Here is a 13,966-nt window from a genome sequence, read left to right on the forward strand (position 1 = left end):
CCTGCATCTGCTCACTTGTGAGGTGCGGTAGCGCATCTCCGGCAGCAATTAATCGTCTTATTTATTTCTCAGCTGTAGTGAAAAAATCTTTCCGCTTACTCTCGTTTATCATCGGTGGCGCTTTGGTTGCGCTGCTGAGCCGGCCCGCCGACGTGCAGGCCCAAGCGCAAACCCCTGCCACCGATAGCGTTGATGTGTTGGTGAAGCAGGCCATGCGGCAGCTGCGCATTCCCGGTTTGCAGTTGGCGGTGGTGCGCCACGGCCGCATCGAAAAGCTGGGGCAGTACGGCGTTGCCAACGTGCAGGATTCGGTGCCGGTAACCAAGCAAACGCGCTTTTTTCTCAACTCCATCACCAAGGCGTTTGTGGGCGTGGCAGCCATGCAGTTGGTTGAGGCCGGCAAGCTCGACCTAGGCGCGCCGGTGGGGCGCTACTTGCCCGAGTTGCCCGCCAGCTGGCACCCGGTTACGGTGCGGCAGCTGCTCACGCACACTTCGGGCCTGCCCGATATCATGCCCGAGGTTGCGATGGTGACGGAAAACAACGAGAAAGCCGCCTGGGCGCAGGTGCAAACCCAGCCGCTCGATTTTCCGGCCGGCCAGCAGTTTGCCTACAACCAAACCAACTACCTGCTGCTGGGCAAACTCATCGATAAGCTCAGCGGGCAGCCGTTTGCCGAGTTTATCCGGCAACGGCAGCTCGAGGTAGTAGGCATGCCTCGTACAAGCTCCGGCGACGCCCACGACGTGCTGCCCAACGCCGCCCGCGGCTACACCTACACGCAGTACATCGACGGGCAAGTGCGCCGCGGCAAGCAAATGCGCAATTTGTTTGAAGTATTTCCGCCCTCGCTGCGCACGGCAGCGGGCATGAGCTCCACGGCCGAGGAGCTGGCTCGTTGGCTAATTGCCCTGCAGCAAAACAAGCTGCTGCAACCCGCCAGCCTGACCACGCTCTGGACGCCCGGCCGCCTCAACGACGGCTCGCAGCGTAGCTTCGGTGGTAAGCTCAACGGCTACGCCCTAGGTTGGCCTACCGTCGACAGGCCCGAGCACCGCGCCGTGGCGCCCGTAGGCGGCGGCCGCTCGGCCGTGTTTGTGTACCCCCACGACGACCTCGCCATCGTTGTGCTCACCAACCTGCAGGGCGCCAGCCCCGAGCGCTTTATCGACGAGCTGGCCGCCTGCTACATCCCCGACATGCGCGCGGCCGATGGCTTTGGCCTGCCGCCCGTAGTGCGCACCCTGCACCGCACGCTGCGCCAGCGCGGCTTTCAGCACGCCGAGGCCGAGGTGCGCAAAGCCAAGCGCCAAAACCCCAATTACCAGCTCTCGGAAGCCGACGTGAATGCCTGGGGTTACATCCTGATGCAACAAGGGCAGCTCGCCAATGCCTTATCGGTATTTCAGCTGAACGTGCACCTATACCCCAACAGCGCCAACACCTACGATAGCCTGGCCGAAGCCTACGCCGAGCTAGGCAACAAAAAGCTAGCTACCCAAAACTACGCCCGCTCTCTGCAGCTGAACCCGCAAAATAAAGCCGCTGCCGAGTACCTCAAAAATTAACGCGGCTCCGAAGTCCGCCGCCTTTTAAATACGCAATAAAAAGCCCCACCAGTAAGCGGTGGGGCTTTTTTTGATTGATGCGGCGGCCTGCCTACTATGTGGCCAAGGATACCTAGGGCTGTTTAGTAGCCCGCTGCCGTGTCGTCGCCGCGCGGGTCGGCGCCGCCTACCAGCGTGCCGTCTTTGCGCCGTTCAATCATGTCGATGCGGCCCCACGGGCTGCGCGGGTTTAGCTTGTGGCCGCGGTGCTCCAGCTCGGTGCGGGCAGCGGGGGAGAGGGCGCCTTCTTCCACATCGATGTGGTCGGGGAGCCACTGGTGGTGCAGGCGCGGCGCCGCCACGGCCTGTTGCGGATCGAAGCCGTAATCGAGCACGTTAAGCGTGGCCTGCAGCACCGAGGTAATGATGGTGCTGCCGCCCGGCGTACCTACTACCATGCGCAGTTGGTCGTTTTCGGTAACGATGGTGGGCGTCATGGACGAAAGCATGCGCTTGCCGGGCTGAATGGCGTTGGCCGTGCCGCCGATTACGCCATACATATTCGGCACGCCGGGCTTGGCCGAAAAGTCGTCCATTTCGTTGTTCAGCAAAAAGCCGGCGCCCTGCACCACTACTTTGGAGCCGTAGCGGCCGTTGAGCGTGGTGGTGCAGCTTACGGCATTGCCCTGCGCATCCACAATGCTGTAGTGCGTGGTTTGGTCCGATTCGTACGGGGGCAAGGCCGCGCCTGCCTGCACCTGCGCCGACGATGAAGCCGGACCAGTGGGGGAGAGGCCTTGCGTGCGGGTGCGCAGGTATTTGTGGTCGAGCAGTTGCGCTACGGGCACGCGGCCGAAGTCAGGGTCGCCTAGGTACGTGGCGCGGTCGGCGTAGGCGCGGCGTTCGGCCTCGGTAATCAGGTGCACGGCCGCGGCCGAGTGCCAGCCCAGCTTGCCCAGGTTGTAGGGCTCCAGCATCTGCAGCATTTGCAGCAAGGCCACACCGCCCGAGCTGGGTGGCGGCATGCTGATCACCTCGTATTGGCGGTAGCGGCCACGCAGCGGCGTGCGCCACGCGGGTTGGTACTGGTCGAGGTCGGCTTGGGCGATAATGCCGTTGCCGCGCTGCATTTCGGCCAGCAGCAAGCGGGCCGTTTCGCCCTGGTAAAAGCCGTTGCGGCCTTGGTCGCGAATCCGACCTAGGGCCGCGGACAGCTCGGGGTACTTCACCACGTCGCCGGCTTGCCACGGGCGGCCTTCGGGGTGGGCGTACACAGGCACGTGCTTGTTCAGACGCAGAAAATCGGCGCGGGTGTCGTTCAGGCCTTGCGCTTCTTTTGCGGTAAGCCGCAGGCCCTGAGTCGCCAACTCAACCGAAGGCGCTACCAACTGCGCCCACGGCAGCTTGCCCAATTTTTGGTGCAGCGCCACCATGCCCGCCACGGTGCCCGGCACGCCGGCGGCCAGGTGCCCATCGGTGCTCAGGCCGGGGCGCACGTTGCCTTGCGCATCGAGGTACATATCGCGCGAAGCGGCCAGCGGTGCCTTCTCGCGGAAATCGAGAGTACCCAACGAGCCATCGGCATGGCGATACACCACAAACCCGCCGCCGCCAATATTGCCCGCCGCAGGCAGCGCTACGGCCAAAGCAAACTGCACCGCCACGGCTGCGTCGTAGGCGTTGCCGCCTTGCCGCAGTACCTCCAGGCCAATGCGCGTGGCCTCGGGGTGCGCCGATACCACCATGGCCTGGCGGGCCGTAACGGGTGCCGCAGCCCTAGGTGCCGGTAGGGCAGTGGCACCGGCAGCGGTGGTGTAGGTGGCTGGTTGGCGTTGGCAAGCGGGCAAGCCAGCCAGCACAGCGGCAAGGCCCAGAGCAAGGAAGGAGCGGTGGAGCATGCAGCTAAATTACGTTTGTTGGTGTCTGAATTGGTTGTTAGCTGTTAGTTGATGGTTGAGAGTTGTCAGTGCGTTGGGCAATAAGGCAAATGAAGGACAACCAACAGTAACAGCTGATGACTAACAACCGACAACTCTAAACTGACAACTGACCACTAACAGCCAAAAGCTAACAGCTAATAGCCGACAACCACACCATGCACCACCGTTCCTGTCTGCCTTTCCTGTTTCTGCTTGGCGTGCTGGCGCCGGCCGCTTCGGCCCAAACCCTACCGCCCAACTTGTTGCTCGACGATACCTTCGACGACAACCGGCAGGGCTGGCGCGTGGCCGCCGATGCCAACGGCAGCTTTGCCTTTGAGGCCGGTACCTATCGCGTGCGCAACCAGCAGGGCGTGAGCCTCGAGCTGAAAACCCTGCCCCTGAACCTAGGAGCCGATTACGCCCTCGAGGCCACCGTGCAGCAACAAGGCGACGGCCGCGGCGGCTTGTTTTGGGGCGCTGCCGACGACGACAACGGCAACGTATTCGCCCTCGAAAACGACGGCCGCAGCTACGTGATTGGTCGCTGGCAGAAAGGCAAGTGGGAAGAGTTACGCCCGGCCACCGCCGTGCCGGGCAGTGCCAGCGGCAAACCGCACACCCTGCGCGTGCTGGTGCACGGCAACGAAGCCCGCTACTACATCGACGGCGCCGAAGTCTGGAAGCAAGCCGCCCTGCGCACCTACGGCACCTACCTAGGGCCCTACGCCAGCCGCCAGGCCGAGCTGCGCCTCGATCGGCTGCGTGCCTGGCACAAGGCCAGCATCAGGCTAGCGCCCGACCTGCCGCTTACCATGCAGCGCGAGCATTTGGGCTTGGCCCTAAACGAGCCCGACGTGCGCGAAACCAACCCGCGCGTGAGCCCCGATGGCCGCCAGCTGTATTTTGCCCGCGACGTGCGCCAAGGCGACGCCCAAAACCTCGACGTGTTTGTGGCGCAGCGCCAGCCCGATGGCCGCTACGCCGATGTGCAGCCCTTAGGTAAACCGCTCAACAACGAGGGCAACAACGCCGTGGAAAGCATCACGCCCGATGGCAACACGGCCTTGCTCATGAACCTCTACAAGCCCGATGGCAGCAGCCGGCCCGAGCGCGGCGCCTCCGTGGCCCGCCGCCGCCCCGATGGCAGCTGGAGCACGCCCGAGCAGGTGCGCTTTCGGGCTTTGCCACCCGCCGCCGAGCGCGCCGATTACTTTCTGGCCGCATCGGGCAACGTGATGCTGCTGGCCCTCGATGCGCCCACGCACCCGCAGAAGTGCGACTTGTACGTGAGCCACCAAACGCCCAAAGGCGACTGGACCGAGCCCAAACCCCTAGGTGCCACCATCAACACGCCCGGCGACGACTACGCCCCGTACTTGGCACCCGATGGCCGCACGCTGTATTTCGCCTCCAGCGGCCACCCCGGCTTTGGCGGCGACGACATTTTCGTGACCACGCGCCTCGACGAAACCTGGACGAAGTGGAGCCCACCGCTGAACCTAGGGCCGGGCATCAACACCCTGCAAGACGACGGTTATTTCTCCGTTACAGCCTCCGGCGACCATGCTTTTTTGGTAGGCACCAACGACCGCGGCAACTACGACCTTTACCGCGTAGCCCTGCCGCCAGCGCTGCGCCCCAAAGCCACCGTTCTGGTACGCGGCCGCACCCTCGATGCCCGCACCAACCAACCCATAGTAGCCGATATTAAGGTGGAGCTGCAGCCCAAGGGCACCGCCGCCGGCGAGGCCCGCGCGGCTACGGCGGGTCGCTTTCAGCTAACCTTGCCCGGCGGCTCGGCCTACGTGGTGCGCGCCACCGCCACCGGCTACTTGTCCACCACCGAGCCGCTTGACCTGAGCACCAACGCGCAGTACTCCGAAATCAGCCGCGACATATTGCTTACGCCGCTATCGGCCGGGCAGCGCATTGCTCTCAACAACTTGTTTTTTCAGCAGAGCAAGCCCGATTTGCTGCCCACCTCGCAGCCCGAGCTCGATCGGCTGGTGCAGGTGCTCAAAGACAACCCCGACCTTAAAATTCGCCTCGAGGGCCACACCGACAACCAAGGCGACCCCAAGCTGAACGTGAAGCTCTCGGAGGAGCGCGTGCAGCACGTGCAGCAGTATTTGGTGGGGCAGGGTATTGCGGCTGCGCGCCTGCAAACCGTGGGCTTCGGCGGCAGTAAACCCGTAGCGCCCAACGACAACGAGTACAACCGGCGCAAAAACCGACGTGTAGAGCTTGTGGTAACGGAGTAGCGATGCGCACCACTCGGCGCTAGTCGTTTCGGCCTTTTTATTTGCGTAGTTTATTTAACAACTTGGTCGGGCCAAGGCACGGCCGCGTACCACTCCGGTAGGCGCTTACCTTTGCCCCGAACCAAACGCCTGCTCCGATGGATACTGCCGAAGTTACTGCCCCGGTTACTGCTGCCGAACCGCAACTGCCCTTGGTGCAACAAGACCCTTGGCTGGCTCCTTTTGCCGAAGTAATTCGGCGCCGGCTCGCGCGCTTTGAGCAGCGACTAACCGAAATCCAGGCCGAATGCGGCTCTTTGGCCCGCTACGCCTGCCGCCACCAGCAATTCGGGCTACACTACGATGCGCGCCGCCGCGGCTACTGGTTTCGGGAGTGGGCGCCGGCTGCCGAAGCCGTGTCCATCATGGGCGACTTCAACCAGTGGGATAGGCACTACACGCCGCTCGCGCGCCGTGCCGATGGCGTGTGGGAGGTATTTCTGAGCGAGCAAACCTTCCCGAACCTGGTGCACGGCTCGCGCTACAAAGTACACATAGTGGCCGCCAACGGCGCGCGCGACCGGCTGCCCGCCACCGTGCGCCGCGTGGTGCAAGATGAGCACAGCAAGGATTTTGCAGCCCAGGTGTGGCGCCCCGAGCAGCCGTTTCAGTGGACGGACCAGCAGTTCCGCGTGAACAACTACGTGAAGGAGCCGCTCATTTACGAGGCGCACGTAGGCATGGCCCTCGAGGAAGGCCGCGTAGGCACCTGGCGCGAGTTTGCCGATTACATTCTGCCCCGCATTCAGGCCGCGGGCTACAACGTGGTGCAGCTGATGGCCGTGGCCGAACACCCGTACTACGGCTCGTTTGGCTACCACGTGGCCAACTTCTTCGCGCCCTCGGCCCGCTTCGGCACCCCCGAAGACCTAAAGTACCTCGTAAACGAGGCGCACCGCCGCGGCCTGGCCGTGGTAATGGACGTGGTGCACTCGCACAGCGTGAAAAACGAAGCCGAAGGACTGGGCAACCTCGATGGCTCCGACAACCTGTACTTCCACAAGGGCGAACGGGGCAAGCACCCCGGCTGGGACTCGCTGCTGTTCGACTACGGCCGCCCCGAGGTGCAGCAGTTTCTGCTCAGCAACCTGCGCTATTGGCTCGAGGAGTTCCACTTCGATGGCTTCCGGTTCGATGGCGTAACCAGCATGCTCTACCACCACCACGGCGAGGGCACGGCTTTCACCGAGTACGCGCAGTACTTCGGCCCCGAAGCCGACGACGATGCCATTCTGTACCTGCAGCTGGCTACGGCGCTGGTGAAGGAATGCAAGAAATCGGCCTTGCTAATTGCCGAAGACATGAGCGGCTTGCCGGGCCTGGCGCGCCCCCTGAAAGAAGGAGGCATCGGGTTCGACTACCGCCTAGGTATGGGCCTGCCCGATTTCTGGATTAAGACCCTAAAGCATCAGCGCGACGAAGACTGGAACCTCGGCGGCTTGTGGCACCAGCTCAGCAACCGCCGCGCCGGCGAGAAAACCGTGGCCTATGCCGAGTCGCACGACCAGGCCTTGGTAGGCGACAAAACCCTCTCGCACTGGCTGCTCGACGCGCGGGTGTACAGCAGCATGTCGCGCCTCAACTCGCCCGACATCGAAACGGTGCGCGGCGTGGCCCTGCACAAAATGATTCGCCTGATAACCCTAGGTGCCGGCGGCGAGGCCTACATGAACTTCATCGGCAACGAGTTCGGCCACCCCGAGTGGGTCGATTTTCCGCGCCAAGGCAACAATTGGAGCCACCACCACGCGCGCCGGCAGTGGTCGTTGGCCGACAACCCCGACCTGTACTACCACGCCTGGCTGCAGTTCGACAAGGCCATGATTGCCCTGGAGCGCCGCACGCGTTTCCTGAACGCCGGCCCGGCCCGTTTGCTGCACACCGATGAGGACAACAAGGTAATGGCCTTTGAGCGCGGGGGCTTGGTGTTCGTGTTCAACTTCCACCCCGAGCGCAGCCTGCCCGATTACCGCATCTTCGCCGGCTCGGCGGGCAGCTACGTACCCGTGCTCGATTCCGACGAGCCGCAGTTCGGCGGCTTCGGGCGCATTACGGCGGGTATCAAGCACTTCACCCAACCCGATGAGCACGGCACGCCGTTCCTGAGCTTGTACTTGCCCACCCGCACCGCCCAAGTGCTGCAGCGGGTTAAGTAGACCTATGGCACCGTTCCCGCCGCTGTCATTGCGAGGACGGAGGACGAAGCAATCGGTCCTGGGCTAGGCACAACCGTTCCCTCAGCACCAAGCGAAGTGTAGCGCGGACTCTGCAAGTCCGCGTCCACAGATAGTAAAATCAATCGTTGCGCGGTGTAGCGTGGGCTTTAGCCCGCGTTTGCCAGAACGATTGGTACCGCGCAGTATAACCCCAACGATTTCATGCTGGATAACGCGGGGTAAAGTCCACGCTACGCCGGATGTCCTGGGTTATAAATTACAATCTGTGGACGCGGACTTGCAGAGTCCGCGCTACAGCCCTAGGTGCATTTCGCTTAGTGCTGGGTGAAGGGGCGTACCCTGCCCAGGACCGATTGACGCCGCTTGATGCGCGGAATGTCGTGCCTCCTCGCAATGACAGCCGGGGGGTGAGGCCCTTAACTCCGCTTCTTACCGGCCTTAATCATGCCCACGGCTTTGCGCATGCGCTCGTATCGAATTTCGGTGCTCTTGGCAGCCTCAATCCAGCGGGTGTATTCTTTTTGGTGCGTGTAGGAGAGCAGGTCGAATTTCTCGCGGGCACCGGGCTCGGCGGCCAGTACGCGGGCAAATTCCTCCGATACTTCCACCACGCGCGGGTTCGTGTCGCGGGCTAGTTCCACGTGCACCTCGTGGCCCCAGGTTTTATCGATGGCGCCCCGTACCTGCTTGGGCACAATCAGGCAGTGCGTACCGTCGCCGAGGGGCATGAGGCTGCCTTGGTACGGAAAGCCATCGAACGTTGCCAGCACTTTCACCTGCCCGCGGGTGCCGTACACTTCTTTTACATCGAAAGGCATGAGCACAAACACGCCGCCGCTTTCGCTATCAAGTTCTAGCGGGGCTTCGAAGGTATGTTCGGGGGTGAAAGCGGGGACGTTGGACATGGGGCAAAAGTAAGATTAAGCAAATAGGCGAGGGTCGAGCACGAAGGCAGCCGTGAGGTCGGGGGCAGTGCCGGGGGCTTGCACCTGCAGGCGCTCGGCGGGTATGCGGTACAGGGCCTGCAAGCGCTCGGCCGTTTGTTGATCGGGCACCAGCACGCGGTCGGCATGGGGGAGAGCCAAGCGTTCCAGGGCCTCACCCCAACCGCGGTCTACGGGTGAGAGTAGGTCGGTGGCCAGCTGCGTAACGCGCAACACCAACGGCCGGTGGGTAATGTGCCGAATTTCAACCCCGGCTAGCCACACCGGCCAATCCGGCGCGAAAATCACATCAAAGGTAGTGCTGCGGGCCAAACGCACGGCGTGGCGGGCGTATTGGATGATGCGGAAGTTCATGCTGTCGACCTCAGCGGCTGAACTCGGCAACGGGGCCGGCTGCTCCGAAGCTGATGCGGCGGGTGGGGCGGGCGCTGCCACCTCCGCCGACGGCTCTGCCGGTGCCAATTGCCCGGGCACAGCTGCGGCAAAAAATAGCTCGTCGGTTGGGCTGCCTTCAGGGGCGGTAGTTGCTGCCGATGCCTCCGGCTCGGCGTTGGCGGCGGGGGCACCTAGGGGCAAGTCGTCGGCTGCCTCGGCAAGGGTAGTGTACTGGCTGCTCAGTTCGGCCGCCTCCAGCACGCCGGGCTCGGAGGCGGGTTGGCGCTCCAATACTGCGGGGGTTGGCGTGCGGCCGATGTAAGGCGCTGCGGGCACCCGAAAACCGCTTGGCTGCTCGGTGGCAGGGTTACTGCTGGCCGTGGCGTAGGCGCTGGCGCCAACGTTGGGGTAGGCCGGGGCCGCGGTACCTAGGGCCGCGAAGTCGGGCGCTGGGGGCAACGCGCCGGCGCCTAGGTGCTGCAAACTGGCGTTGGCAGGCAGGGCAGCGGCCGCAACCGGCTCGGCAAGCCACAGCTGAACGGCGGCAGCCACGGGCAGTGCCCGGGCCAGCGGAAGCGCCTCGGACGCGGCGTCCCAGCCCAGTAGCAGCACAGAAGCAGAAGCGGGGTTGAGCATGGGCATGAGCAGTGTACGAGGCAGCGCTAACCTAGCACCCGGGAGGTGGGCAAACAACATAAATCGCGCGAAACCTGCTTACCTTGCACGCTAGCCCGACCGGAAGCCTCCGGCCGGGCGTCTTTCTTCACCTAGTTTGCCGCAACCCTGAACTGACATGGACAATACCACGATTCAGGAAAACAATTACATGATTAACGACTTGGCCCAGAAGGCTAAGCAGGATTTTACGCCTGGCCAAGTCGTAAGTGCCGAAGTCGTTCCTGGTACCGCCGATTTCCGCTTTACCGCCGACAACGGGGTGGTGCTGCTCGTGCAGGTTATCACCGACAAAATTTTACGTTTTCGTTACAGCACCGACGGTTACTTCACCCCCGATTTCAGCTACGCCTTTGAGGGGGGCGTGCCGGCGCGCGAAACCACGGCGCTGCTCGAGTTTGTCGAAAAAGACGACCACTACCGCCTCACCACGGGCCGCCTCATCTGCATCGTGGGCAAGGAGGGCATGCACGTGCGCTTGCTCAACCGTTCGGGCGCGGTGCTGTGCGAGTACGAGAAGGGCTTCCACTGGGAGTACGACTACGAGTCGGGCAACGACATCGTAAAGATGAGCCAGCAGGTGCAGCCCGGCGTGCACTACTTCGGCCTCGGCGACAAGCCCGCCAACATGAACCTGCGCGGGCAGCGCTTCTGCAACTGGGGCTCCGATACCTACGGCTACGTAAAAGGCTCCGACCCGCTCTACAAGAATATTCCGTTCTTCATGGCCCTGCACCAAAAGCTGGCCTACGGTCTGTTCTTCGACAACTCGTTCAAGAGCTACTTCGATTTTGCTGCCGAGCGCGCCGACGTAACCTCGTTTTGGGCGCACGGGGGCGAGATGAACTTCTACTTCATTTACGGGCCCACGCTGCTCGAAGTAACCCAGCAGTACACCCGCTGCCTTACGGGCACGCCCGAGCTGCCGCCGCTGTGGGCCCTGGGCTACCACCAGTGCAAGTGGAGCTACTACCCCGAGAAGCTGTTCCGCGGCATTGGCGAGGAGTTCCGGAAGCGCCAGATCCCCTGCGATGCGCTGTACCTCGACATCGACTACATGGACGGGTACCGCTGCTTTACCTGGCACCCCGAGCACTTCCCCGAGCCCAAAAAGATGGTGCAGGAGCTGGCCAACGACGGCTTCAAAACCATCGTTATCATCGACCCGGGCATCAAAATCGACCCGCAATACCCGGTGTGGCAGCAGGGCTTTGAGAACGACTACTTCTGCCGGCGCGGCGACGGGCCGCTGATGAAGGGCTCGGTGTGGCCGGGCCTGTGTCACTTCCCCGATTTCACGCGCGCCACGGTGCGCGAATGGTGGAGCGGATTGTTTAAGGGCCTGATCGAGGACGTGGGCGTGCGCGGCGTGTGGAACGACATGAACGAGCCGGCCGTGTTTGAGAAAGGCACCTTCCCCGACGACGTACGCTTCGATTACGACGGCAACGCCTGCACGCACAAAAAGGCGCACAACGTGTACGGCATGCAAATGGCCCGCGCCACCAACGAGGGCGTGAAGCGCTTTGCGCACCCCAACCGGCCGTTCACCATCACGCGCAGCACCTACTCAGGCGGGCAGCGCTACTCTTCGGGCTGGACAGGCGACAACGTGGCCTCGTGGGAGCACCTGTGGTTGGCCAACATTCAGTGCCAGCGCCTAAGCATTTCGGGCTTCTCGTTTATCGGCTCCGATGTGGGCGGTTTCATCAACACGCCCGATGGCGAGCTGTACGTGCGCTGGGTGGCCTTGGCGGCGTTTCACCCGTTCTTCCGTACGCACTCGTCAGGCGACCACGGCGACCAGGAGCCTTGGTCGTTTGGCGAAGAGTTTACCGACCTGGCGCGCCACTTCATCGAGCTGCGCTACCGCCTGCTGCCCTACATGTACACCACGTTTTGGCAGTACGTGCAGCACGGCACGCCCATGCTGCGCCCCTTGGCTTTCATCGACCAGAACGACATCGAGACGTACCAGCGCATGGCCGAGTTTGCCCTCGGCGACCACCTGCTGGTGTGCCCCGTAACGCAAGCCGGCGCCGATGGCCGCTGGATGTACCTGCCCAAAGGCCAGTGGTACTACTGGTGGACCGACGAAGCCCGCGACGGTGGCTCGGAGGTGTGGGCCCCCGCTGGCCTCGACCGCATTCCGCTGTACGTGCGCGCCGGGGCTGTAATTCCGCTGCGCCCCGTGATGCAGTACGTGGAAGAACTGCCCGTAACCGAGCTCACGCTGCACGTGTACTACAAAAACGGCAAGGAAACCAGCACCCTTTACGACGACGGCGGCGAAGGCTACGGCTACCAGCAAGGCCAATACACCTTGCGCCGCTACACCGTAACGGGCAACGCTACCGGCCTGAAGCTGCAGCAAGAAATCGAAGGCGAGCTGACGCCCAGCTGGGGCACTTGCCGCGTGGTGCTGCACGGCCTGCCCCTAGGTGCCGAGCTGCTGGCCGTTACGGCCGATGGCAAGGAGCTGGCGGTAGAAGTTGCCGCCGCGGCCAATGGCGGCCAGGAGCTACCGCAGGTGGTGGTGCCGGCTGGTTTTGCCGAGCTGGTAGTGCGCACGGCGTAAGTAGTACAACTGCCACCCTCAAAAGCCCTAGGTGCTGCGCAGCACCTAGGGCTTTTTGCTTATCGTTGTGCCGTTAAGCTTAACCGTATCAGCTTTTGCAGAATCAAACTACGGGTACACCTAGGCGCTGGGCGAAACACATGGCAGCGGCGCTAAGCTTGCTGCTGTGGGCTGGGGCACCGGCTGCCGCCCAACGCATCGTGCTGCCTACCGGCGAATACATGGATACCACCAGCCTGCGGAATCCTGGGTGTGGTGCGCCGTTCTACCAGTACTACCAAGTAAAGGGCAAGTACCCAGTTGCCTCGGCTACCCTTGCCCGGCAAGCGCAGGCTTTTTTGCAGCAGCGAAATGGCCGCTACACCGGTACTGGGCTGATTACCTTTCGCTTTGGCATCGACTGCGAAGGCAAGCGGCTGCCCTGGACCAAGGTGCTGCAGACCGATGCCGCCTACCGCCCTACGCATTTCGCGCCGGCCTTGGTCGAGGCGCTTTATGCCTATTTGCAAACCCTCACCGATTGGCGGCGCGCTTCGGGGCCCAACCGCGAACCGGCCAATTACCTCACGCTGCTAAGCTTCCGCATTCAGGATGGAAAAGTTGTGGCCGTTACTCCTTAGCCTAGGTGGCCTACTGAGCTTGGGCGGTTGCCAAACCGAGGCCAAGCCCTCCACCGTTGCCGACCCATGCCTTGATCGGGCCCATCAGACCAAGCTGATTGAGCGGTACATCGACAAGGGCGCTCAGCGCTACGGCTACAACCACCCCAACTGGGAGGTGTACTGCGACAGCCTGATTGCCGCTTGCCCGAACATTGCCGTAGGGTATCAGGAGAAAGCCATACCGTACCTGAAAAACGGCGACTACGCCCGCGCCTTTGCCCTCGAAGACAAAGCCGTAAGCCTCGACCCCAAAACCTGGACCGCCTACCGCGGCTTCCTGTACTGCATTTTCACGAAGGACTACCCAGCCGCCCTGCGCGACTTTCAGCAGGCCGAAAAGCTGGTGCCCGGCGGCTACCAGATGGACCATACCTACTGGTTCTATCGGGGCCTGTGCCACTTAGAACTGGGCGACCTAAAAGCCGCCGAAGCCGATTTGCTACGCGATGTGGCCGCCCAGCAGCAAGGCAACGCCAGCACGGCGGCGCATTTCAACTCGCTGTTTTACTTGGGCGTGGTGGCATACGAAGCCAATCAACTGCCCAAAGCCGCCGACTACCTGCGCCAGGCCCTGCAGCAGTACCCCCAGCACCCCGACGCCCATTACTACCTAGGGCTTACGGAGCAAGCCATGGGCAAAGCCAACAGCGCTCAGCAGCACCTAGCCCAGGCCCGCCAGTACCTGCAACAAGGCTACAGCATGAGCGAAGACAACCTATTTTACGCGAACTACCCACACCAAATAACCGCTCATGAGGTAGCGCAGGCGCTAACCGCCAAATAGGC

At 62.8% G+C, this 13,966-nt stretch carries 9 protein-coding genes; 6 read left to right on the forward strand and 3 right to left on the reverse strand.

What is annotated here, in order from left to right; genetic code table 11:
• Window positions 1–77: 77 nt before the first annotated feature.
• Window positions 78–1,568, forward strand: coding sequence for a serine hydrolase domain-containing protein (locus D3Y59_RS00790; RefSeq protein WP_240410449.1), 1,491 nt, complete (start codon window positions 78–80; stop codon window positions 1,566–1,568).
• A 122-nt stretch (window positions 1,569–1,690) separates the two neighbouring features.
• Here the strand turns inward: D3Y59_RS00790 and ggt are convergent, their stop codons facing one another.
• Window positions 1,691–3,445 carry a gamma-glutamyltransferase gene (gene ggt / locus D3Y59_RS00795; RefSeq protein ID WP_119443307.1) on the reverse strand — a complete coding sequence of 585 codons (1,755 nt, stop codon included), beginning with the start codon at window positions 3,443–3,445 and terminating at the stop codon, window positions 1,691–1,693.
• A 197-nt stretch (window positions 3,446–3,642) separates the two neighbouring features.
• Between ggt and D3Y59_RS00800 the strand changes: the two genes are divergently transcribed.
• Together D3Y59_RS00800 and D3Y59_RS00805 are read left to right on the forward strand one after the other, a co-directional pair.
• A complete protein-coding gene (locus D3Y59_RS00800; RefSeq protein ID WP_119443308.1) occupies window positions 3,643–5,730 on the forward strand; it encodes an OmpA family protein in 2,088 nt (695 codons plus the stop codon).
• Window positions 5,731–5,867: 137 nt separating this feature from the next.
• Window positions 5,868–7,925: an alpha amylase C-terminal domain-containing protein gene (locus D3Y59_RS00805; protein ID WP_119443309.1), complete on the forward strand. Its 2,058-nt coding sequence runs from the start codon at window positions 5,868–5,870 to the stop codon at window positions 7,923–7,925.
• A gap of 437 nt (window positions 7,926–8,362) precedes the next feature.
• Here D3Y59_RS00805 and D3Y59_RS00810 read toward each other — a convergent pair whose 3' ends face one another.
• A complete protein-coding gene (locus D3Y59_RS00810; protein WP_119443310.1) occupies window positions 8,363–8,851 on the reverse strand; it encodes a YdeI/OmpD-associated family protein in 489 nt (162 codons plus the stop codon).
• 15 nt (window positions 8,852–8,866) lie between these two features.
• On the reverse strand, window positions 8,867–9,907 hold the full coding sequence (locus D3Y59_RS00815) for a glycosyltransferase family 4 protein (protein WP_162910442.1): 1,041 nt from the start codon (window positions 9,905–9,907) through the stop codon (window positions 8,867–8,869).
• A gap of 151 nt (window positions 9,908–10,058) precedes the next feature.
• Here D3Y59_RS00815 and D3Y59_RS00820 point away from each other — a divergent pair, with 151 nt between their 5' ends.
• The 3 genes from D3Y59_RS00820 to D3Y59_RS00830 all read left to right on the forward strand — a co-directional run bounded on the left by D3Y59_RS00820 (window position 10,059) and on the right by D3Y59_RS00830 (window position 13,964).
• A complete protein-coding gene (locus D3Y59_RS00820) occupies window positions 10,059–12,518 on the forward strand; it encodes a glycoside hydrolase family 31 protein (RefSeq protein WP_240410451.1) in 2,460 nt (819 codons plus the stop codon).
• A 95-nt stretch (window positions 12,519–12,613) separates the two neighbouring features.
• Window positions 12,614–13,138, forward strand: a complete 525-nt coding sequence (locus D3Y59_RS00825) for a hypothetical protein (protein ID WP_162910443.1) — start codon at window positions 12,614–12,616, stop codon at window positions 13,136–13,138.
• Entirely contained in the window at window positions 13,110–13,964 is an 855-nt protein-coding gene (locus D3Y59_RS00830; protein WP_119443313.1) for a tetratricopeptide repeat protein, read from the forward strand. Before D3Y59_RS00825 ends, D3Y59_RS00830 begins: the two co-directional genes overlap by 29 nt.
• The last annotated feature ends 2 nt before the right edge of the window (window positions 13,965–13,966 follow it).

The organism is Hymenobacter oligotrophus (genome assembly GCF_003574965.1).
GTDB classification, from domain to species: Bacteria; Bacteroidota; Bacteroidia; order Cytophagales; family Hymenobacteraceae; genus Solirubrum; species Solirubrum oligotrophum.